This window comes from Mesorhizobium sanjuanii, from assembly GCF_002529485.1.
Lineage (GTDB): Bacteria > Pseudomonadota > Alphaproteobacteria > Rhizobiales > Rhizobiaceae > Mesorhizobium > Mesorhizobium sanjuanii.
Genome location: NZ_NWQG01000025.1, coordinates 44,909 through 65,370 on the forward strand (window position 1 = coordinate 44,909; position 20,462 = coordinate 65,370).

22 protein-coding genes and 1 pseudogene are annotated in these 20,462 nt (G+C 61.2%); 13 read left to right on the forward strand and 10 right to left on the reverse strand.

All coding sequences use genetic code 11. The annotated features are described in order from the left end of the window. Positions 1–5: 5 nt before the first annotated feature. The 3 genes from CN311_RS05645 to CN311_RS05655 form a co-directional block, all read right to left on the reverse strand. Positions 6–320: a nuclear transport factor 2 family protein gene (locus CN311_RS05645; RefSeq protein WP_097572393.1), complete on the reverse strand. Its 315-nt coding sequence runs from the start codon at positions 318–320 to the stop codon at positions 6–8. A gap of 156 nt (positions 321–476) precedes the next feature. Next, on the reverse strand, positions 477–1,253 hold the full coding sequence (locus CN311_RS05650; protein ID WP_097572419.1) for an esterase family protein: 777 nt from the start codon (positions 1,251–1,253) through the stop codon (positions 477–479). Between the two features lie 5 nt (positions 1,254–1,258). Then, a complete protein-coding gene (locus CN311_RS05655) occupies positions 1,259–2,425 on the reverse strand; it encodes an ATP-grasp domain-containing protein (protein WP_097572394.1) in 1,167 nt (388 codons plus the stop codon). Positions 2,426–2,917: 492 nt separating this feature from the next. Between CN311_RS05655 and leuA the strand changes: the two genes are divergently transcribed. The 4 genes from leuA to CN311_RS05680 all read left to right on the forward strand — a co-directional run bounded on the left by leuA (position 2,918) and on the right by CN311_RS05680 (position 8,256). Then, on the forward strand, positions 2,918–4,594 hold the full coding sequence (gene leuA / locus CN311_RS05665; RefSeq protein ID WP_165779603.1) for a 2-isopropylmalate synthase: 1,677 nt from the start codon (positions 2,918–2,920) through the stop codon (positions 4,592–4,594). A gap of 182 nt (positions 4,595–4,776) precedes the next feature. Further along, positions 4,777–6,555, forward strand: a complete 1,779-nt coding sequence (locus CN311_RS05670; protein WP_097572396.1) for a tetratricopeptide repeat protein — start codon at positions 4,777–4,779, stop codon at positions 6,553–6,555. 138 nt (positions 6,556–6,693) lie between these two features. Then, a complete protein-coding gene (locus CN311_RS05675; RefSeq protein WP_097572397.1) occupies positions 6,694–7,497 on the forward strand; it encodes an alpha/beta fold hydrolase in 804 nt (267 codons plus the stop codon). A 135-nt stretch (positions 7,498–7,632) separates the two neighbouring features. Continuing rightward, a complete protein-coding gene (locus CN311_RS05680) occupies positions 7,633–8,256 on the forward strand; it encodes a hypothetical protein (protein WP_097572398.1) in 624 nt (207 codons plus the stop codon). Here CN311_RS05680 and CN311_RS05685 read toward each other — a convergent pair. Further along, entirely contained in the window at positions 8,246–9,166 is a 921-nt protein-coding gene (locus CN311_RS05685) for a metallophosphoesterase family protein (protein ID WP_097572399.1), read from the reverse strand. The two genes, CN311_RS05680 and CN311_RS05685, sit on opposite strands and share 11 nt — an antisense overlap. 53 nt (positions 9,167–9,219) lie before the next feature. Between CN311_RS05685 and CN311_RS05690 the strand changes: the two genes are divergently transcribed. Next, positions 9,220–9,720 carry an NUDIX domain-containing protein gene (locus tag CN311_RS05690; protein WP_097572400.1) on the forward strand — a complete coding sequence of 167 codons (501 nt, stop codon included), beginning with the start codon at positions 9,220–9,222 and terminating at the stop codon, positions 9,718–9,720. A gap of 1 nt (position 9,721) precedes the next feature. Here CN311_RS05690 and CN311_RS05695 read toward each other — a convergent pair whose 3' ends face one another. Then, the gene (locus CN311_RS05695; RefSeq protein WP_097572401.1) at positions 9,722–10,711 is read right to left on the reverse strand and encodes a glutathione S-transferase family protein; all 990 of its coding nucleotides are present in this window, start codon (positions 10,709–10,711) and stop codon (positions 9,722–9,724) included. 273 nt (positions 10,712–10,984) lie between these two features. On the opposite strand from CN311_RS05695, the gene CN311_RS05700 reads away from it, so the two are divergent. The 5 genes from CN311_RS05700 (at position 10,985) to CN311_RS05720 (ending at position 14,740) form a co-directional block, all read left to right on the forward strand. Beyond that, the gene (locus tag CN311_RS05700; RefSeq protein WP_097572402.1) at positions 10,985–11,521 is read left to right on the forward strand and encodes a GNAT family N-acetyltransferase; all 537 of its coding nucleotides are present in this window, start codon (positions 10,985–10,987) and stop codon (positions 11,519–11,521) included. Between the two features lie 61 nt (positions 11,522–11,582). Further along, the gene (locus CN311_RS05705; protein WP_097572421.1) at positions 11,583–12,344 is read left to right on the forward strand and encodes a 3-hydroxyacyl-CoA dehydrogenase; all 762 of its coding nucleotides are present in this window, start codon (positions 11,583–11,585) and stop codon (positions 12,342–12,344) included. Between the two features lie 166 nt (positions 12,345–12,510). Next, a complete protein-coding gene (locus tag CN311_RS05710; protein WP_097572403.1) occupies positions 12,511–13,272 on the forward strand; it encodes a HugZ family pyridoxamine 5'-phosphate oxidase in 762 nt (253 codons plus the stop codon). 169 nt (positions 13,273–13,441) lie between these two features. Then, positions 13,442–13,780, forward strand: a complete 339-nt coding sequence (locus tag CN311_RS05715) for an ArsR/SmtB family transcription factor (protein WP_097572404.1) — start codon at positions 13,442–13,444, stop codon at positions 13,778–13,780. A gap of 156 nt (positions 13,781–13,936) precedes the next feature. Then, positions 13,937–14,740: a TrmH family RNA methyltransferase gene (locus tag CN311_RS05720; protein ID WP_097572405.1), complete on the forward strand. Its 804-nt coding sequence runs from the start codon at positions 13,937–13,939 to the stop codon at positions 14,738–14,740. A 23-nt stretch (positions 14,741–14,763) separates the two neighbouring features. On the opposite strand, the gene CN311_RS05725 is transcribed toward CN311_RS05720, so the two are convergent. The 4 genes and pseudogenes from CN311_RS05725 to CN311_RS32170 all read right to left on the reverse strand — a co-directional run bounded on the left by CN311_RS05725 (position 14,764) and on the right by CN311_RS32170 (position 17,163). Continuing rightward, entirely contained in the window at positions 14,764–15,921 is a 1,158-nt protein-coding gene (locus tag CN311_RS05725) for a coiled-coil domain-containing protein (RefSeq protein ID WP_097572406.1), read from the reverse strand. 12 nt (positions 15,922–15,933) lie between these two features. Further along, entirely contained in the window at positions 15,934–16,137 is a 204-nt protein-coding gene (locus CN311_RS32470) for a hypothetical protein (RefSeq protein ID WP_165779602.1), read from the reverse strand. A 76-nt stretch (positions 16,138–16,213) separates the two neighbouring features. After that, a pseudogene (locus tag CN311_RS05730) lies at positions 16,214–16,708 on the reverse strand (DUF1134 domain-containing protein); the annotation flags it as partial. A gap of 101 nt (positions 16,709–16,809) precedes the next feature. Beyond that, positions 16,810–17,163: a hypothetical protein gene (locus CN311_RS32170; protein ID WP_133117140.1), complete on the reverse strand. Its 354-nt coding sequence runs from the start codon at positions 17,161–17,163 to the stop codon at positions 16,810–16,812. On the opposite strand from CN311_RS32170, the gene chpT reads away from it, so the two are divergent. Then, on the forward strand, positions 17,147–17,776 hold the full coding sequence (gene chpT, locus CN311_RS05735; protein WP_097572408.1) for a histidine phosphotransferase ChpT: 630 nt from the start codon (positions 17,147–17,149) through the stop codon (positions 17,774–17,776). The genes CN311_RS32170 and chpT overlap by 17 nt on opposite strands. Positions 17,777–18,056: 280 nt before the next feature. Then, positions 18,057–18,482 (forward strand): response regulator, encoded by a 426-nt coding sequence (locus CN311_RS05740; protein WP_097572409.1) that lies wholly within the window; start codon positions 18,057–18,059, stop codon positions 18,480–18,482. Between the two features lie 22 nt (positions 18,483–18,504). Here the strand turns inward: CN311_RS05740 and ctrA are convergent, their stop codons facing one another. Continuing rightward, on the reverse strand, positions 18,505–19,200 hold the full coding sequence (gene ctrA / locus CN311_RS05745; RefSeq protein ID WP_006203583.1) for a response regulator transcription factor CtrA: 696 nt from the start codon (positions 19,198–19,200) through the stop codon (positions 18,505–18,507). 452 nt (positions 19,201–19,652) lie between these two features. Here ctrA and CN311_RS05750 point away from each other — a divergent pair, with 452 nt between their 5' ends. Further along, a complete protein-coding gene (locus CN311_RS05750; protein ID WP_097572410.1) occupies positions 19,653–20,030 on the forward strand; it encodes a flagellar export protein FliJ in 378 nt (125 codons plus the stop codon). Positions 20,031–20,462 lie beyond the last annotated feature (432 nt).

The window sequence follows — 20,462 nt, forward strand, 5'->3', positions numbered from 1 at the left end:
GACCGTCAGGCGATCACCAAGCTCGAAATGCGATCGCCGTCCAGCGTGAAGGTCATATCGCCCTCGCCGTTGAAGCCGTTGCCCTTCACGGCAATGCGGACCTGATAGGTGCCGTCCACAGCTGCGACGCGGACGATGCTGAAATGAGACTGCACGCCGATATTGTCCGACTGGTTCCAGCGCGCGATCTCATCGCGCCCCCTGAACGACCGGCCCCAGTCGCTCAGAAAAGCGTCGGCCGTGAAATTATCCAGAAAGGCTTCGGTGTCGCCGGCATTGGTGGCCTCGACAAAGCGGCGGATGGGATTGGGCGTGATCATTCGTCTGTGCGCTAAGGTGTGTTGAGATTCAGGTCAGGCCGAGTCGAAAACGAAAGTTTTCCGAGAACCGGAGCGGAGCGTACTTGAAGTACGTGAGCACCGGAAGCGCAGGAAACTTTCGTTTGCAGGCCGGCATCACCTGAATATCGACACACCTTAATCCAGCCTGTGCATCAAATCGTCATCCAGCCAGCGGGCGAAGAAATAGACCAGCTGCTTGTGCCACCATGGCCAGTCGTGGCTGACATCGCCGCCCCAATAATCGACCCAGGCGGGAATGGACTTTTCGCGCAGCACCTGTTCCAGCGCCCGCGTCTCGGCCAGCATCCGTTCTTCCCATGCCCCCTGCCCGCAGCAGAAGATCAGCCTCAGCGCCTTCAGCCGGCCGAGCAGTTTCTGGTCGACGATGCCGGGCAGGTAGTCGAGCGGCGAGTTGAAGAAGATGTTGCCGTCGAGCGCCTCTCCGAAGAAGTCGTGGGTCGAATAGACCCCGGACAGCGCGATGACGCCGCTGCTCAGTTCCGGAAAGCGGAAGACGAAGTTCGATGCGTGATAGCCGCCCATCGAACAGCCTGAAAACAGCGGCTTCAGGGTGCGTCCGCCATTGGCCCCGGCAGCGACCGCCGACAGTTCGGGCAGCGCCTCCTCGCGCACATAGCGGAAATAGGCCTCGTGGCGGGCGATGCGATCGGCCGGGTCGGCATGCTTGGCGAAGAAGGATTCCGAATCGATGCCATCGAGCGTGAACAGCTGGATGCGGCCGGTGTCGATGAACTCCGAAAGCGCTGCGACCCCGCCGGAATCCTCGAACTGGTAGAACCGTCCTTGCGAGGTCGGGAACACCACCACCGGCCGCCCGGCATGGCCGTAGCGCTTGTATTCCATGTCGCGGCCAAGGTTGCGGGCAAAACCCTTGTGATAAGAGATGTCCATCGGCCTCATGCCTTTTCCGCGTGGATGTAGCCAACCGCCCGGCGCAGCGCCTGGGCGTCTTTGGACCGCATCTGATAGGCGTAGTGTCCCATGGCGCGGCTGAAAACCTCTTCTATGGCCTGATGGTGGACGATCTTGTCGCCATGGGCGGCTAGCACGTCGGCATGGCTGTGCAAATAGTCGAGGTGCCGCTTGCGGCTGGCATAGGCGGTGAAGTACTTGCCCTTGTAGGGCCCGCCGGCGGCATCCCTGACCACCATCTCGGCCCACGCCGCATAGACGTCGATGTCGAACGTGTAATTGATGGCGTCGGTCATCCAGGCGCCGGGCGGACGCATGTTGACCTCGAGCGCAATAATGCGGTCGTCCTTGGTCTCGAACAGCTCGATATGGAAGAAACGCTCGCGCACGTCGAATGCCCGCAGGATCTTCCGGCCTGCCTCTTCCACCGCCGGGCTGATCTCGGGAAAGCAGGTGTAGCTCATATGGCGGTCGTGGTTGACCACCTCCATGACGCTCTGGTCGTAGCGGTGGCTGGCGGCAAGCACCACCTCGCCGTCGCGGTTGACCAGCCCGTCGAAGGTCACCACCAGCCCCTCGATGAACTGCTCCATGACGAAGCTGACATCTTCCGGCTTGTCCTTGAAAAACTGGTCGAGTTCCCTCGTATTGGAAATCTTGAATGTGTTCGACGCGCCGGAGCCGGAATCCGGCTTCACCACCACGGGATAGCCGACACGGCGGATGAAGGTCATGGCGCCGGCCCGGTCGGAGCATTTGCGCTGCGGGATGGTCTCGACGCCGCTCTTGCGGAAGAAGGCGCGCATACGGCTCTTGCGCTTCAAATTCTTCACGAAATCGAGTTTGGTGCCAAAGATGTTGAAGTCGGTACGGATGTTGGCTTCCAGCTCCAGCCAATGCTCGTTGAGCGACTCGAAGCGGTCGATGCGGCCCCATTTGTGGATGAAATGGCCCATCGCCCGGAACACCGGCTCGTAATCCTCCATGTCGGCGACGCGGTAATATTCCGACAACGCCGCCTTCAGTTTTCCGTTCAGCGCTTCGTAGGGCGCGTCGCCGATGCCGAGCACAGTGGCGCCGGCCTTCTTCAGCCGGTCGCAAAAGTCGGCGCCATTGGCCGGAAAATGCGGCGAGAAGAACACGAAATTCACGGACGACCTCCCCCGGCGTTGTCGCCTAGTCGACAGCCCAGTCTGGCGCATTTGCACCGTGTGGGGAAGAGCGCGCGCGCAGCGCCGCCATGCAGCCCACTTGCCTCCCACAGCCTGCTCCTGTATGAGAACCGCCATGAACACGCGCGTTCCCTTTGTCGCTTCCCGTCCAACCGGCTTTGCCGGCGAGACCGTGCGCGCGCTTGCGTCGACCCTGCTGCTTCTCGGCCTTATCGGCGATCGCCGGGTTCGCTGAAGGAGCGCCCGGCGGTCGAACCGCCGCTCACGCGCACGCTCCTTGGCCAATCAAATTGGCAAGTCACATCAAGCGAACGAAACTTTGGTAAGGCGCCGCTCGGCACCAATTCCGCCTGAAGGCGGATCCGCGAGCCGCCGGGAGAAACGACGATGAACGCACGAGAAGATATCCGCGATGGCGGGGAACCCATGGCAAAGGACGCAGCCCGGGACATGCCAGAGCCAGCCCGGGGCATGCCGGACGCAGCCCGCAAATATCAGCCCTATCCGACGGTCGGCCTCACCGATCGCACCTGGCCTTCCAAGGTGATCGACAAGGCTCCGATCTGGTGCTCGGTCGACCTGCGTGACGGCAACCAGGCGCTGATCGACCCGATGGGCCACGAGCGCAAGGCGCGCATGTTCGGCCTGTTGCTCGATATGGGTTTCAAGGAGATCGAGATCGGTTTTCCCTCGGCTTCGCAGACCGACTTCGACTTCGCCCGCTGGTGCATCGAGGAAGGCAATGTGCCGGCCGATGTCTCGCTGCAGGTGCTGGTACAGTGCCGGCCGGAACTGATCACTCGCACCTTCGAGGCGCTGAAGGGCGCCACCAACCCGATCGTGCATTTCTACAACTCGACCAGCGAATTGCAGCGCCGCGTCGTCTTCGAGAAAGACGTTGCCGGCATCAAGCGCATCGCCACCGACGCAGCCAAGATGATCACCGACATGGCGGCCAAGGCCGGCGGCGGCTACCGGTTCGAATACTCGCCTGAGAGCTTTACGGGCACCGAGCTCGACGTTGCGCTGGAAATCTGCAATGCCGTCACCGAGATCGTGAAGCCGACCGCGGACAACAAGCTGATCATCAACCTGCCGTCCACGGTCGAGATGTCGACGCCCAACATCTATGCCGACCGCATCGAATGGATGTGCCGTAACCTGGATATCAGAGAGAACCTGCTCATTTCATTGCACCCGCACAATGATCGCGGCACCGGCATCGCCACCACCGAACTCGGCCTGATGGCAGGTGCCGATCGCGTCGAAGGCACGCTGTTCGGCAATGGCGAGCGCACCGGCAATGTCGACATCGTCACCCTGGCGCTCAACATGTACACGCAAGGCGTCGATCCCGAACTCGATTGCTCCGACATCAATCGGATGAAGGACGTCTACGAATATTCGAACCAGTTGAAGATCCCGGAGCGCCATCCCTATGTCGGTGAACTCGTCTACACCGCCTTTTCGGGCTCGCACCAGGACGCCATCAACAAGGGTATGAAGGCGTTGCGCAAGGCCAACACGTCGCACTGGGAAGTGCCTTATCTGCCGATCGATCCGGCCGATGTCGGCCGCAACTACGAGGCGATCATCCGCATCAATTCGCAATCCGGCAAAGGCGGCATTGCCTATGTGCTGCAGGCGGACTACGGCCTCCATTTGCCGCGCAACCTGCAGATCGAATTCAGCCAGGCGATCCAGGCGATCACCGATGCCGAAGGCAAGGAGGTGCCGGCCAAGCGCATCCACGAACGCTTTCTCGACACCTATATCGACCAGCCCGGCGCGCGGCTGAAATTCCTCGATCATCAGACCTATCCGGATACCGAAACCAAGGGCCGGCGCGTGGTGGAGGCGATCATCCTCGACAGGGGCAAGGAGGTGACGATATCCGGTACCGGCACCGGCCCGATCGACGGCTTCGTCGACGCGCTGTCGCGCCATATCGGCATCGAGATGTCGGTGCTCGACTATTCCGAGCATTCGATGCAGCGCGGCTCCAATGCCTCGGCCATCTCCTATGTCGAGATGGAACATCCAGGCGGCAAGCTGTTCGGCGCCGGCATCAACACCAACATCGTGGCCGCTTCGCTGGAAGCCGTGGTTTCCGCCGCCAACCGCATCATCGGCCGCAAGGCGGGCTGAAAAACCCGACAAGAGCAAGATGGGCCCGAACGGGACCATCTTGCTCCAATCGTTAACGCCATTAACCACCGGGGGATTATCCAGTGGGGTACGCGATCGCATAATGGATGCATGCTTGTGTGGCAGTGTAGGCGCTATATGATCGCGCGCATAACCTGTGCCGACTTCGAAAGGATCGACACTTGCAGCATGCCACGCCTGCCGCCCCCGCAGTGCGCGAGACGTTGGAGCGATTGCTAGCCAGCGAGACGTTCGGGCGATCCGAGCGCGCGCGTAAATTGCTTCGCTATCTGGTCGAGCGCGAGCAGGCTGGCGAAGCCGACAAGCTCAAGGGCTTTTCCATCGCGATGGATGTTTTCGGCAAGGACGGCGATTTCGATCCGTCGACCGATGCCGTAGTGCGGGTCCAGGCAGGCAGGCTGCGCGAGCTTCTGCAGCACTACTTCGCCAATGAGGGCCTTACCGAACCTATCCGCATCGCCATTCCGCGTGGCGGCTATGTCCCATCCTATGAACTCAACGCGATCCGCCTCCCGGTCGGATCCGAACCGGCAGAACATGTCGAGACGGTCGCCCCCTTGCCGGAACCGCTCGAAGGCGCCGGCATGGTCGCGCGCCCTGCATCGTTCATGTCCTCCGCCGTCCCCGAGCCGGGACACGCGCTGCGACGCCATCTCCAGTTCTTCTGGGCGGCGATCGCTCTGGTCATCGTCATGCTGGGCGTGTTGATCCTACGTCAGGGAAGCAGCGCGTTGCTGGCCGGAGGCGATGCCGCATCGACGGTGGAGAATGCAGTGGCGACCGGCAGCATCGCGCCATTGCCCCCGATCGAAGCCCTTCCGCTCGTCTACATTGCCGTGAAAGCCAACAGCGCCGAGGCGGCGCGCGTTGCCGCGTCGCTGCGCGCCGGCCTCAGCAGCTTCGATACGGTCAACTTCATCGGTCGCGACGTCGACAGCCCGCCTGATCCGGTCGCGGACGCAACCAGTTTCATATTCGATGTCTTGCCGGGACCGACGACGGGCGATGTCACTCTCGAATTGCAAAGCGTGGCGACCGGGCGGGTCCTGTTGTCACGCAGCCTCCCTGCCGCCGACAACACCCCCTCCGCCGTCGAGGATAGTGTCGCCGATATTTTGAGCTCGGCCGTTCCGGCCTCGGGCACGATCTACAACTATATCGAACAGAGCGGCATCCAAAACGGCCTGACGGAATGTCTGCGGCTCAACGACAAATACTATCTCGACCAGAGCGCCAGGACGCACGAGGCTGCGTATCGTTGTCTCGAAAACCTGGCCAATCTGGATGCGAAGTCGTCGCTCGTCTATTCCGAACTTGCCTCCTTGCACCTCGAGGCGGTCACCGATCACTACGCCTATCCCCCTAGTGCAACCATCGAACAGGCGATGTTGTTTGCCCATCGCGCCGCGCAGATGGGGCCGACCAGCCCCTATGCGCACCGCGCCTATGGCTACCTCTATTCGCGCCTCGGCAATTCGGAGGAATCGATCCGCTGGATGCGCAAGGCCCACGAGCTCAACCCCTATGACCTCAGTATGGCGGCCGCCTATGGCTACGGGCTGATCTTCGCCGGCAAGTACGGCCAGGGTACGCCAATTCTTGCTCACGCCGTCGAAATCTCCAGCGCTCATCCGACCTGGTGGGACTACGGGCTTTTCGTCGGTGCGTTCATGCTGGGCGACATGAACAGGGCCACGATCGCCAGCGATGCGCTGCGGCCGACGGCGACGAAATCGCACTATCTGGCGGCGCGGCTGATCGGGGCGAAGGCCGCCGGCCGCGATCAGCTGGCGCTAAAGCTCGCGGACGAACTGGCCGCCAAGTTCCCGAAATTCGCAGCCGATCCGCGCACGACGTTCGCCGACAGACGATATCCCCCAGATCTAACCGACCGGCTGGTCGAGGCCCTGCATGCCGCCGGGATCGGCAGCGGTAGCTGACCATTTCCAGACTGGCGCCTGATCGCGAAAATTTTACTGGCCATGGACCTGGACAAAGAGCAATCAACCACAATCTCAGATTGTCTGTCCGGCCCGTTTTGTTGTCCCGCCCGTCTTGCAAAAACACCATAAATTTTCATGATTTCATCCCTTTACGCTGTCGAACGGGGCGCCGGCTCGAAGACGATCGTCTTCCTGCATGGCTTCGGCGGTTGCCACGATGATTGGCGCGAGGTGATTTCGACACTGGCACCCGAAGCACGCACACTGGCCTATGATCTTCCGGGCCACGGACTGTCGCTCGATTTCCCCGAGGGCGGTACGGCCAAGACGGCCTCTCGCGCCGTTCTTGCCGATCTCGCCGCACGCAAAATCACGAGAATGCATCTCGTTGGCCATTCGATGGGCGGAGCGGTAGCAGTGCTGATTGCATTGGCCGACCCCGGAAAAATAGCGTCGCTCACACTTCTGGCCCCGGGCGGCTTTGGCACGGAGATCAACGGGCCGCTGTTGCGTCGCTACGCCGCTGCTGTCGACAGAAATGAAATTCGTGCCTGCCTCGCCGCCATGTCCGGACCGCAAAGTCTGCCCTCGGAGCGTATCGTGGATGTCCATGGCGATATGCGTGCGCGTCCTGGCCAGTTGCAGAAACTGGTCGAGATCGCGGCTGCCATGACCAGGGATGATCGGCAAGGTGCCATCCCGCGCGAACGGCTCGAGACACTGACCATGCCGGTGATGGTGGTTTGGGGAACCGGCGACACGGTGCTGCCCTTTACCCAGGCCGATGGCTTGCCGGCGCATTTCCACCTGCACCATGTGCTGGAGACCGGCCATATGCTGGTCGAGGAGGCGCCCGGCCTGGTCGCGGAGATAATTCGCCGCAACATGAAACGCCGTAGCCGCCCTCTTCGGCAAAAATTTGCCGCCGCGGCCAACTGATCCCTTCACTGCAAAGATGTGCGGCCGCTTGGACGCGCCAGGCAACCTCCGGCACCTACGCGAAGGTCGGTCCAGCGTGCAATTTGCCGGCGATTGTGTTAACTCGCTGTTAACCAAACCACGAGGCGAACGTCGATGAAGGACGCAGGCGAGAACATCACCCAGATCGATCAGTCGCGAAAATTGTCCGATGCCATTCGCGACGTGAAAAACGCCTTCGCCGACCGCGATGACGTCGTGGTCGACATGCGCGAGGCGCATCGCATGCGGCTCGACTTGCTTGCCGCCGAACTGGCACCTGTCTTCGCCGACGTGCCCGCCGACATGGACAATTTCGACTTCGCCGTATCGTCCGGGCTGCAGCCGCGTCTGTGGATCGATGCCGTCAGCCACATCGCCATGGGGCGCGACCGCCGCACCTATCGTTTCCTCAGGGATACGCGCATCGGTCGTGTGGTGCTCGCCGAATCGACCGACATGAAACCCATAGCCGACCAGGTGACGCGCTACGTGGCGGAACGCGTCGTTGAACGCCAGAGAATGCTGGAAGGTGGCGTCGAGCAGGCTATCGCTGGCCTGAAACGCGCTGCCGTGGCGGAAGCCGAGCCACCGTTGCAGGCCGCCCCGCGCAGCAAGGGCTGGTCGGCCTTCCTTTCCGGCCTTGGGTTGATCGCGGCGGGCGCCCTGGTCGGGCTGGTTGTCTCGGTCGTATTATTCTGGGACCGCATCGTTGCGATGGGCGTGAACTTCAAGCCATAGCTTCGGCGTTCGCGCCAAGCTCCAGCGTCTCCAGGTCGGATGGCGCTATGGCTGGCCCGGTCAGGCCGCGCCGTGTCAGCTTGATGCGCCAATTGCCCTTTTCGCCATCAATATCGAGCAGATTATACTGTGCGGCCGGGCGCCTGCCGCCGGGCGACTGCCCCGCGGCAGCCACGCCAACCACGGGAATCCTGCTGCCTCGCCCGCCAATGAAGAACAGCGACGGCTCATGCGAATGGCCGTGCAGGATGAGTTCGGCGCCATGCCGATGAACGACCTTGTTGAAGCGGGCGATGCCGAACAGCCGCTTGGGCTGCGAAACCGCGCCGCGCACCGGCGGGTGGTGGATCATGATCACCCGGAACAGCCCGCGCCTGGCGGTCGCATCGAGAATACCGCGCAGCCTTTCGGCCTGGCCTTCCAGAAAGAAGCCGTTGGCCATGAACGGAGCCGTGGCGCGCGCCGTCGTGACACCGATCAGCGCAATGTCGCCACGCACGCGCAGATAGGGAAAGGCGTTGCGGTCGACCGGCGTATCGACGCCATCACCGGTCATCCATGCTGCCCATGACCGGCAGGTCTTGTCGAAGGCGCCCGGCACGTAGGCGTCGTGGTTGCCGGGCACGACCGACACATCATCCGGCGAACCCAGCGTCTCCAGCCAATGCTTGGCCATCTCGATCTCGCCGTCGAGCGCCAGATTGACCAGATCGCCGGTGACGGAGATGTGATCCGCCCCGCTGGCCTTCATGTCGGTGACGATCGTGTCGATGACGGCATCGTGCATGTGGCGGCGGCGGTTGCGCTGCCAGTTGACGTAGCCGACCACGCGCTTGGAGGCGAGATCGCGATAGGTTACATCGGGGAGCGGTCCCAGATGGATATCGGAAATATGCGCGAGCCTGAACATCCTTCCTTCATATGCGACGCGCGCGCCGCTTTCCACCCACGGTTTCGTGGTTGATGAAGCGGTCCGATCCGCAACAGGCCTTTCGCCAGACCGGCTGGCCGGGTTTTAGGGCAAGGCTGTTCCACCTGTACTTCGTCCTGCGGCGGCCAATGACGCTCGGCGTGCGCGGCCTGGTCCACGATCGCGCCTCCGATTCCGTCTTTCTCATCCGCCACACCTATGTCCCGGGCTGGCAGCTTCCGGGCGGCGGCGTGGAGCTCGGCGAGACGCTGGTTGAAGCGCTTGTGCGCGAACTCGCCGAGGAGGGAAACATTGCGCTCAGCGCGCCGCCGCTGCTGAAGTCGATGCATTTCAACCACCGGGCCAGCCGCCGCGATCACGTCGGCTTGTATCTGATCGAAGGGTTCAGCCAGACCGCGCCGAAGCTGCCGGACCATGAGATCGCCGAAGCCGGTTTCTTTCCGCTTGACCGCCTGCCCGAGGGAACCACGCCGGCCACGTTGCGGCGCATCGCTGAGATTTTTGGCGGCGAACAGCCGTCGCCCTACTGGTAGGTCACGCCGCCTTCCTGAACCGCGCGCGATCATGCGGCGCGCCATGGTCGAGCTCCGGTCCGACCGGCACGATGCGCGTCGGATTGATGGTTTCATGGCTGCCGTAGTAGTGCGCCTTGATGTGGTGCAGGTTCACCGTGCCCGAGACGCCGGGCACCTGATAGAGGTCGCGCAGATAGTTCGACAGGTTCGGATAGTCGGCAATGCGGCGCAGATTGCACTTGAAATGGCCGACATACACCGGATCGAAGCGGACCAGCGTGGTGAACAGCCGCCAGTCGGCCTCGGTGATGCGGTCGCCGACGAGGTATCGCTGTTGCGACAGCCGGGCCTCCAGCGTGTCGAGCGCCGAGAACAGGTCGCCAAACGCTTCCTCATAGGCCGCTTGCGTGGTGGCAAAGCCGGCGCGGTAGACGCCGTTGTTGACGGCGGGATAGACCAGCGCATTGACCCTGTCGATCTCACCGCGCAGCGCCTGCGGATAGAAATCGAGGCTGGCGTCGCCCCATTCGTCGAAGGCGGAATTGAGCATGCGGATGATCTCGGAGGATTCATTGGAGACGATGGTCTGCTCTTTTTTGTCCCATAGCACCGGCACCGTCACCCGGCCGGAATAGGCTGGATCGGCCTTGGTATAGACTTGGTGCAGGAAATCGAGGCCGTAGAGCGTATCGCCGGTGGCATCGTCCTCGGCCAGGAACGTCCAGCCATTAGCGCCCATGAAGTGGTGGACGACCGAGACGGAAATCACGTCCTTGAGCCTCTTCAGCGCGCGAAAGATAAGCGTCCGGTGCGCCCAGGGACAGGCAAGCGAGACATAGAGATGATAGCGGCCGGGCTCGGCCTTGAAACCACGCTTGCGGCCCTCGGCCGGCGCGCCGTCGCGAGTGACCCAATCGCGCCATTGCGACTGCGCCCGCACGAACCTGCCGCCACTGCCCGCGGTGTCATACCCGCGATCATGCCATCTGCCTTCGACCAGCAATCCCATGCGAAATCTCCTTGCGTCCTCAACAACCATTTAGGCGCAAGGCGGCGGCGCCGAAGTCGTCATGTGCTGAACAGACCGTCACCTGGGCGAAGCGGTGGACGAAAACGGCAGATTGCAGCGGCCGAAAATTGATGCTAGCGGACAATCCGCATGTTCGACTTTGCTTTGATCCGGTCTGACCGACGACGAAAGGGCGCCCGCGCTTGATATAGCGCTGACTGGCGAACGCTGCCGTTTGCAGCAAACCTTTCCCCGTACCGGAACGCAAAGACCATGAGCCTTGCCGACGTAAGATACCTGCTGGAAACTCCGGCGCATGACCCCGAAATCGAAGCCATCAACGACGAGGCCTTCGGGCCCGGCCGTTTCGTGCTGGCCGCCTACAAAATCCGCGAGGGCGGCCCGCATGAGCGGGGGCTGTCCTTTGTCGCCGTCGAGGACAATACCGTTGTCGCCTCGGTGCGCATGACGCGCATCGCCGCCGGCGCCGGCCGTGCACTGATGCTCGGGCCGCTTGCGGTGCGGCCAGCCTTCAAGAATCTCGGCATCGGCCGCCGGCTGGTGACGATCGCATTGGAGGCCGCCGCCAAGGCCGGCATGGCAGCCATCATGCTTGTCGGGGACGAGCCTTATTATGGCCCGCTTGGCTTCAAGAGAATCCCACGCGGGCAGATCTCCATGCCGCGCCCGGTCGACCTCGACCGGCTTTTGGCGCATGAGATCGTGCCGGGCGCGGTGGCAAGGCTTGCGGGGGAGGTCTGCCACGCCGATCAGGCGAAGATCGCCGAGCCCGTCGCCGTGATGGCATGACGATGCGGATGTTGCGCCGTCCCGTCGGGCTTCGTAGCATGTGTCCGGCGAGGACACCGAGATGAACCCGAACGGCCAGATTGCGATCGTCACCGGAGGCGGATCCGGCCTTGGCGAGGCGACGGCGCGAGCGCTGGCCGCGAAGGGCGCCAACGTTGCCATCCTCGACCTCGGCATCGAACGGGCGGCGAAGGTAGCGGCCGACATTGGCGGCCTCGCCATCCAATGCGACGTGAGCAGCGCCGACAGCGGTGCTGCTTCCGTCGCGGAGGTGGCAAGAAAGCTCGGCGAACCGCGCATCCTGGTCAACTGCGCCGGCATCGCCATCGGCATCAAGACGATCGGCAAGGATGGTCCGCATCCGCTCGACCAGTACCGCAAGGTGATCGAGGTCAATTTGATCGGCACCTTCAACATGATCCGCCTCGTCGCTGACCGGGCCGCCAAACTCGAGCCGTTGCAGGGCGGTGAGCGTGGCGTCATCGTCAACACGGCATCGGTCGCCGCCTATGACGGCCAGATCGGCCAGGCAGCCTATTCCGCTTCCAAGGGTGGCGTCGTCGGCATGACGCTGCCTGTGGCGCGCGACCTTGCCCGCTCAGGCATTCGCGTCTGCACCATCGCGCCCGGCATCTTCAAAACGCCGATGATGGCCGGCATGCCGCAGGAGGTGCAGGATTCGCTGGGCGCCGCGGTGCCCTTCCCGTCTCGCCTGGGCGAACCTTCCGAATATGCGGCACTTGCGCTGCACATCGTCGAAAACCAGATGCTGAACGGCGAAACCATCCGCCTCGACGGCGCCATCCGCATGGCTCCGAAATAGCCAAAGCATTTTGCAGCCAAGTGGCTACACTTGACGTCGCATAAATGCGGCTGAAACAAACAGATAGAGCGGAATGCCCCGTTCACCGTGCATTCCGCTCTATTGCCATATTGGACTTGTCGTTTGATAAGTGGATGACGTAAATCAACTTACCGCGGTGAGCGTTTTGATCGAGCAAAAGAAGGACGTGATCCGCGAGACGGACGCCGAGGCGATCAGGCTGGCCAAGACGCTGATCCGCAGCGCCCGCTTCGGCGCGCTTGCGGTGATCGAGCCCGGAACCGGTTCGCCGCTGGCCAGCAGGGTTGGTGTGGCGGCCGATATCGACGGCACGCCGCTGATCCTCGTCTCGAGGCTGTCCGCCCATACCGGCGCGATCCTTGCGGACCCGCGCTGTTCTCTGCTTGTGGGTGAACCCGGCAAGGGCGATCCGCTGGCGCACCCGCGAATCACCCTGGTTTGCCAGGCGGTGCCGCTCGAGCGCGGATCAGGCGCCCATGCCCGCGCCGAACGGCGCTATCTCAATCGCAATCCCAAGGCGAAGCTCTATGCCGGGCTTGGCGACTTCTCGATCTTCCGCCTCGAGCCCGAGCGAGCCAGCCTGAATGGCGGCTTCGGCAAGGCCTATTTGCTCGACCGTGCCGACCTTGTCACCAACGCACCCCTCGTCGAGGAGCTCGCCACCGCCGAACAATCCGCCCTTGACCACATGAATGCCGACCATCGCGATGCGATTGCCATCTATGCCAGCCATTTCGCCAAGGCCGCGGGCGACGATTGGGTCGTCACCGGCTTCGACGCCGATGGCATGGATCTGGCATCGGGCGACGATGTCTGCCGGATCTTCTTTCCCGAGCCTTTGCATGCCGCGCGGGAGCTGCGCCATGTCTTGGTCGACATGGCAAAGACCGGTCGAGCGGCGAATTAGACACAGCTTCAAAGTTAATCGAGTGGGGTCGAAAGCAAGCCTTGAGATTTGAGCGAAATGTTCTACCTTTCCCGCTAGCGTTGAATCGCCAGCGCACATTCAGTGAGTCTATGGAATCAGATGCTATTGCCCCCATAGCGTCGGATGAGTAGGAAGGCATGGGGGATCGATGGTCTCGACAAAGCTAATCGCCAACGCCGAATCGGCAGCCACGTTTCTGACGTTGATGGGCAACGAGAAACGGCTGTTGATCATGAGCTATTTGGCTGACGGTGAAATGTCGGTCGGCGCCATCGCCGAGAAGGTTTTGCTCAGCCAATCAGCCCTGTCGCAGCATCTGGCCAAATTGCGGGCGCTCGATCTCGTCGAGACCCGCCGCGACCGGCAGATGATCTACTATTCCTGCAAATCAGAAGCCGTGCGCGAACTTCTCACCATGCTGGACGGGATTTTCGGCGAGGGCGAGCTGTCGCAGATGGCCTATCGCCTGCGCCGCTCCGGCACTTGACCGGAAAAGTCCGACCGTTTCCACATCGCTGATGTTTAGGGGGAGACGTGCGTCCGCTTGGACGCACAAAGTACGTGTCTCAAGACTTTGAGTCCTCGCATCGTGCTTTCCGAAAATCGATTCCGATTTTCCGATGCGAGTTCCGCCGAGGAACGCATGGACCCTATCCGCATCGATGACCCGCAGGACCCGCGCGTCTCTGCCTATTTGGACATACGCGAGCGCGATCTTGCCGGCCGGCAAGGTCGCTTCGTTGCCGAAGGCAAGGTCGTATTGGACGTGCTGCTCTCAACCGGGCGCTTCAAAGCCGAATCGGTGCTGGTGCTCGAAAACCGGCTGGCCGGCCTTGGCGAAATCCTGCGCAAGGCGCCCGTGGACCTGCCGGTCTACGTCACGGCCGGCGAGATCATGGACAGGATTGCCGGCTTCCACATGCATCGCGGCATATTGGCGATCGGCCGCAAGGCCACGGTACAACCCGCCGAGGCCCTACTTGGCGCTCTGTCGGCCCGCGCGCTGATCGTCGTGCTGGTCGGCATCGCCAATCATGACAATATAGGCTCCGTCTTTCGCAACGCCGCTGCCTTCGGCGCCGATGCCGTATTTCTGGACGCGACCTGCTGCGATCCATTGTATCGCAAGGCGATCCGCGTCTCGGTCGGCGCCGCGCTGAAAGTGCCCTTCGCCTCCTTCGCCGACACCGTCGGCTTCATTGCCGCGCTCGACCGGCAAGGCTTCGACCAGTTCGCTCTGTCGCCGCGCGGGCAAGCCGAAATCCGTGATGCAAAAAGGGCAGAGCGGCTGGCGCTTTATCTCGGCACCGAAGGTGAAGGTCTGCCGGAAAGCCTGCTTGCCCGCCTGCGGACTATACGGATCGACATGGCCGAGGGGTTCGACAGCCTGAATGTCGCCGCGGCGTCAGCCATCGCGCTGCATCACTTTTCCACAAGCAAGAGATGAACCGCGGAAGACCGCTTCTGGCTTCAATTCGTCAAAGCGGCTTTCTGCAACGCCCGTACGCGGTCGGCAAGGCTGCGTTCATTGCTTGACGGCTGCCTGGGTGCTGCAAGCGCCTTGGCGATCGGCGATTCCGGCCCATCGAGCTTCGCCGTCAGGGCGACGACTTGCGCCGCCAGGTCGCTCATCTGCTCGCGCAATGCCGCACTGGTGTTGCGGGCATCATTCCCACCTTCGGATCTGGGGGATTCGAAGGTGGCAAGGTCAGTCTTCAGCCGCCTGTTCTCGCGGGCCAGCGCGGCCAACCTGGCCTCCAGCCGCTCGCGGTCGGCATCGAGCTTGGCGATCGCTTTTTCGATCTCGTCACCCTTGGCGGGTGCACCGGCGGGATCGTCTGCCGCGCTGACAGGCCGCACAGGAGACGTGCTGCCCTCGCCTTTCTTTTCACGAAGCCGTGCGATTTCCTTTTCGCGGCGGTCAAGCTTGTCCTCGCGATCGGCAAGCGTGGCGAGCAGGCGCTCGACCTTCTTGTCCAGTTCGCCCGTCCTTTTCTTCTCGGCTTTCAACGCGTCCCGTACGGCCTTGCTCTCGGCCACGATCTCTTGGCTGCGCCTGTCCGCTTCCTTGCGTTGGCCACGCAGCAACGAAATGTCGCTGGCTAATTTCTGCAGCTCGGATTCGCGCGCCACCAACTCGATCTGACGGTTGCTGGAGGAAAAACTCGCGTCATCATACATATGCTCCAGCTTTTCCAATTCGAGCGCGCGCTTTTCCAGCACACGCTCGGTCTGGGCAAGCCGATCCGACAGAATCTGCAACTGGTCTTCGCGCTGCCGCAGCTCCTCGCTCTTGGCTTCGAGCTCCAGAAGCGCCTGTTTCTTGTCCTTCCGCTCGATTTCCAGCCCCTTCAGCGCCTCGCGGCCACGGCCGATCTCGACGAGCTGTTCGGCCGATTTTTCGCGCAGCGACTTTACGATCATTTCGAGCCGGCGCGTCGACATGGCGAATTCGGCCCGGACGCGGTCCTTGTCCGCCTGGATCTCGGCCAGCGTCAGCGGCATCGAACCTTCGACGCGTTTGCGCGTCAGCGCCACGGCCCTTCGCCAGATCGCCGGGGCAATCACCAGCGCCAGAAAGCCGGCGCAGAGAAAGCCGAGGACAAAGAACAGGATCGACTGAACCAAGGTGACTATCCGTTATGGATGGCAAACAATCGTGGGCAATTGTGCCACGTTCGCATGACGGAATTCCAGTGCTGCGGCAAGGGCCTGCCGCGGCATCGTTCGAACCGTAAACGCACGGATCGGGCCGAATGGCGCGATCACGGCCCAGGGCGTGTTGAAACTCAGGTCAGCCGAGCCGAAAATGGTGGTCTTCGACAGCCGGAGCGGAGCGGACATTTGGGTCCGTGAACACCGGAAGCGCAGAAAACCGCCATTTGCAGGCCGGCCTCACCTGAATACCAACATGCCCCGCTCAGAACGGATTCCAGGTCGCACGCTGGGTAAGCTTGAGGTAACCGAGATTGATGCCGAGGCGAGCGCCGACGCCGGTACGGATCGGCACCAGCAGCACATTGTTGTTCTTCATGACGTTGAAGCCGACGCCGGCCACCACATAGGCCGAGCCGGCAACGCCGCCGAAACGATTGTAGAGGCTGCTCACATCATTGAGATTGTAGACCAGCATCATCACCCGCGAGCCCTCGCCGCCGAAATCCCAGCCAAGCGACGGCCCCTGCCAGAACACTTTGTGATCGCCGGCATTCTTGGTGTAGAGCGTGCCTTCGCCATAGGTCAGGCCGCCGATCAGCGCGCCGGACCCCTCCTCGCCAAGCAGATAACCGTTTGGCAAGCCGTAGGAAGCGAAGATCTTCTCGACGACGGTAGCGAGCCCGCCCGATGTCGCCCCGAAGAATTTGTGACCGGAATCAACGATCTCCTGAGCGGTGTATTCCTGGGCTCGCGAAGCCGAGGGGGAAAGGACGACAAGGCCCATGAGAGCGATCGTCATTGTGAGGACGCGGAAAAAAGTCCGGTCGTAGAATCGGGAAAACATGCTTCCAATCTCCGTCAGGGAGCACTTTCGCCGACGCCTCGCATCCGTTCGGCTCTTTGGCGGCCGTTAAGGATGACTGTTATAGGCAAACTATGCCGTAATTCTTTTTCAACCATTAAGCTTTCACATGAAGATGGCGGTTCGAAGGCTGGTTTTAGCCCGGTTTCGCTCGCCCGCGCATCCACCTGCGTGAACGCACCATTTTCTATCACGGTAAATTCTGGATTTGTTGATGCACGCACAAGCGCTGTGTATTCAGAAAGCCTTGGGAGCAAGCGTGATTCGTGTGGACAGGCGTGATCGTCGATCGCCCGGCCATTGATTGTGAAATTTTGCAGGGACTTTTCGCTGATGGCCGAGCTTTTCACCCTTTCCGCACCCGATCTCGCAGCACTTTTGTGCAGCCGGGTCTGTCACGATATTATTTCGCCGGTGGGCGCCATAAACAACGGGCTCGAACTGCTCGATGAAGGCGGCGCCGACGAAGATGCCATGAAATTGATCCGCCAGAGCGCCAGAAATGCCTCAGCGCGCTTGCAATTCGCCCGTATCGCCTTCGGCGCGGCCGGTTCTGCCGGCATGATGATCGACACCGGGGACGCAGAAGCCGTTGCCATCGCCTTCCTCAAGAACGAGAAGCCGGAACTGATCTGGAACGGAAGCCGCGCGCTGTTGCCCAAGAACAAGGTCAAGCTGCTGCTCAATCTCATTCTCGTCGCCAACGCCGCCATCCCGCGTGGCGGCAAGCTTGTGGTCACGCTCGAGAACCTCGACACCGAGCCGCGCTTTGCTCTGGCCGCGAGCGGTCCGATGCTGCGCGTACCGCCGAAGTTCCTCGAACTTCATTCCGGCCACAGACCAGAGGAACCGATCGACGCGCATTCGGTGCAACCCTATTACACGCTGCTCCTGGCGCGCGAAGCCAACATGACGATATCGATCCACGCAACCGCGGAGGAAATCGTACTTTCCGCAGCCTGAGACTTCCTGGAGCGCTCCACAGCGCCTCGGATGCATGATCCGCTTCCGAACTGTGATTGGATCGTTCGCCAGCAGTAAAGCACAGATAAAGAACCGTTTCTAACAATACCTTCTGTCGCAACGGAAAGATTTTCCGATCTGACAAAGTCGAAGTATCGACGAAGAAGAATATGTAAATAGCGCCTTTACAAAAATTTTACCCAACGGGTTTTCGGCTTCTTTACCGGATTGCTCCTATGGTGCCTCCCAGCCCCTCGCGACGCCGGCAAAGAAGGCCCGAATGAAACGCTGCATGTTCATCGACGGTTCGAGCGTCATCAGGAAGGTTGCAAAGCGCATCCTGGGTGGCCCCGACATGCTGGTCATCGAAGCCGCCAGCGGGTTTGACGCGATCGAGATGTGTGCAGCCGATATGCCTGATATCATCATCGTCGACGGCGCCCTGCCGGATATGCAGGCGGTGGACGTCATTCGCCGCGTGCGCGCCATGGCGAGCCCGATACAGCCCCAGATCCTGATTTCGCTGGTTGAGGTCGAGGTCGCGGCGATCATGAAGGCAAAGCGCGCCGGCGCTCAGGGCTATCTGCTGAAGCCGTTCAATCGGCCGCAACTGCTCGAATGCTTCCGCAACTTGAAAGTCGCGTCTGACGCCAGATCACGAATAGCTGTTCAAAAGCAAAACCCGGCAGAAGCCGGGTTTTTGTAAAGACCCAATCCAACGAGGGTTTTCAGGCGCTGACGCGGATATCCTCGGGTTCGCGCAGCACATAGCCACGGCCCCAGACCGTCTCGATGTAATTCTGGCCGCCGGAAGCGGCGTCGAGCTTCTTGCGCAGCTTGCAGATGAAGACGTCGATGATCTTCAGTTCCGGTTCGTCCATACCGCCGTAAAGGTGGTTGAGGAACATTTCCTTCGTCAATGTGGTGCCCTTGCGCAGCGAGAGCAGCTCCAGCATCTGGTATTCCTTGCCAGTCAGATGCACGCGCTGGCCGCCGACCTCGACGGTCTTGGCGTCAAGGTTGACCACCAGGTCGCCGGTGGTGATGACCGACTGGGCATGGCCCTTGGAACGCCGCACGATGGCGTGAATGCGGGCAACCAGTTCATCCTTGTGGAACGGCTTGGTCATGTAGTCGTCGGCGCCGAAGCCGAGACCGCGCACCTTGTCCTCGATGCCGGCCATGCCGGAGAGGATCAGAATCGGCGTCTTCACTTTGGAAAGACGAAGTGTTCTCAAGACTTCATATCCCGACATATCGGGGAGATTGAGGTCGAGAAGGATGATGTCGTAGTCATAAAGCTTGCCTAGGTCGACACCTTCTTCACCAAGGTCGGTCGTATAGACATTGAAACTTTCCGATTTCAGCATCAGCTCGATGCTTTGTGCGGTTGCACTGTCATCTTCTATCAGCAGAACACGCATTTCATTCCCCTTTTCTGCCACCGGACCATTTCACGACCCGTCCAGGACCGGAGCAGTGATTGCCTAGAGCAGAGGCTGCCATCGAATGGTTAACAAAACCTAATTCCGTACTGGTGACGGTATCAGATTTTTTAACCCCTTTCTACACCTTGTTGAATCTAATGATGAATCACAGAACCAAACCGCTAATGCAACACATTAATAAGCCAGACTAAGTGACTCCAGGGACTCGCTGGCCTTGCTTTCCAACCGAGGACCGGAATTTTTACCCGGCCTTAAGTCCTGAGCCGTATGATTAACAATGCCCGTAAACGAATGGTTACCGCCGGCAAAAAACTTTAGGGGTTTGTTTCCCATAGTTCCGGGAAAGCCGGTGGAAACGGGTGAAGCGTCGGCTTGCCGGGGCGGATTGGACGATATGTGCAGGTGTGCGTTTCCAGGAGTACCGAATCATGAAGTCACGTGAAAACCTCGTTCGGCTGAAGCAGTTTCAGGTGAACGAGAAGCGGCGGCAGCTGCTGCAACTCGACATGATGATCGCCGAATTCGAACGCATGGCTGTCGAACTGGAACTTCAGATCACCGCCGAGGAAAAGAAGGCTGGCATCACCGACATCAACCATTTTGCCTATCCGACCTTCGCCAAGGCGGCGCGTTTGCGTCGTGACAATCTCAGAAATTCGCAAAGCGATCTCGCCCAGCAGCGAAGCATTGCCGAATCACTGCTCGGCGAAGCCGAAGCGGAGCTCTCCAAGGCCGAAATGCTCGAATCGCGTGACACCAAGATCCGCGACGCCGAGACCGGCAGCCGCAGCGCCATGATCGGCTGAAAACAGGGCTCCAGGCCTAATCGGCACGCGGCGATCGGGCATTGAACCTGGATGCCGCCAATCGCCAGATGGGCGTCAGTCTCAAGCCACCCTTCCTGTCCCGCAGCCGCCCGCGCGAAGTATCCGGGTCGAATGCATGTCTATCGTGCTCCGACCACCACGGCCTTGATGACCTTGTCGAGCGGGTCGACGCGAAAAGCTTGCCGTTCACCTGGCGAACGTCTTTCCTTTTGAAGAGGCGGCGCCGCGCATGCCTTCTCGGCACCAGGCCGATCGGCAAGGTGGCGCTTGCGGCCCGATACAGGAGAATCGTTCCGGCAAAACAAAAAAGGCGCGGATTGCCGCGCCTTTTCATCGTCCTCGAACCGAGGTTCAGACCGTGATCCCGAAAAGCGGAATCCGGTTTTCGGAAACGATCATGGTCAAAAGCTC

Coding starts and splice junctions, on each gene's coding strand:
- CN311_RS05675 (WP_097572397.1), top strand. CDS start 6,694: ATGATTTCATCCCTTTACGCTGTCGAACGGGGCGCCGGCTCGAAGACG.
- leuA (WP_165779603.1), top strand. CDS start 2,918: ATGCCGGACGCAGCCCGCAAATATCAGCCCTATCCGACGGTCGGCCTC.
- CN311_RS05685 (WP_097572399.1), bottom strand. CDS start 9,166: ATGTTCAGGCTCGCGCATATTTCCGATATCCATCTGGGACCGCTCCCC.
- CN311_RS05650 (WP_097572419.1), bottom strand. CDS start 1,253: ATGGACATCTCTTATCACAAGGGTTTTGCCCGCAACCTTGGCCGCGAC.
- CN311_RS05740 (WP_097572409.1), top strand. CDS start 18,057: ATGAAACGCTGCATGTTCATCGACGGTTCGAGCGTCATCAGGAAGGTT.
- CN311_RS05700 (WP_097572402.1), top strand. CDS start 10,985: ATGAGCCTTGCCGACGTAAGATACCTGCTGGAAACTCCGGCGCATGAC.
- CN311_RS05695 (WP_097572401.1), bottom strand. CDS start 10,711: ATGGGATTGCTGGTCGAAGGCAGATGGCATGATCGCGGGTATGACACC.
- CN311_RS05645 (WP_097572393.1), bottom strand. CDS start 320: ATGATCACGCCCAATCCCATCCGCCGCTTTGTCGAGGCCACCAATGCC.
- CN311_RS05750 (WP_097572410.1), top strand. CDS start 19,653: ATGAAGTCACGTGAAAACCTCGTTCGGCTGAAGCAGTTTCAGGTGAAC.
- CN311_RS05690 (WP_097572400.1), top strand. CDS start 9,220: ATGAAGCGGTCCGATCCGCAACAGGCCTTTCGCCAGACCGGCTGGCCG.
- CN311_RS05705 (WP_097572421.1), top strand. CDS start 11,583: ATGAACCCGAACGGCCAGATTGCGATCGTCACCGGAGGCGGATCCGGC.
- CN311_RS05720 (WP_097572405.1), top strand. CDS start 13,937: ATGGACCCTATCCGCATCGATGACCCGCAGGACCCGCGCGTCTCTGCC.
- CN311_RS05715 (WP_097572404.1), top strand. CDS start 13,442: ATGGTCTCGACAAAGCTAATCGCCAACGCCGAATCGGCAGCCACGTTT.
- chpT (WP_097572408.1), top strand. CDS start 17,147: ATGGCCGAGCTTTTCACCCTTTCCGCACCCGATCTCGCAGCACTTTTG.
- CN311_RS05680 (WP_097572398.1), top strand. CDS start 7,633: ATGAAGGACGCAGGCGAGAACATCACCCAGATCGATCAGTCGCGAAAA.
- CN311_RS32470 (WP_165779602.1), bottom strand. CDS start 16,137: ATGTCCGCTCCGCTCCGGCTGTCGAAGACCACCATTTTCGGCTCGGCT.
- ctrA (WP_006203583.1), bottom strand. CDS start 19,200: ATGCGTGTTCTGCTGATAGAAGATGACAGTGCAACCGCACAAAGCATC.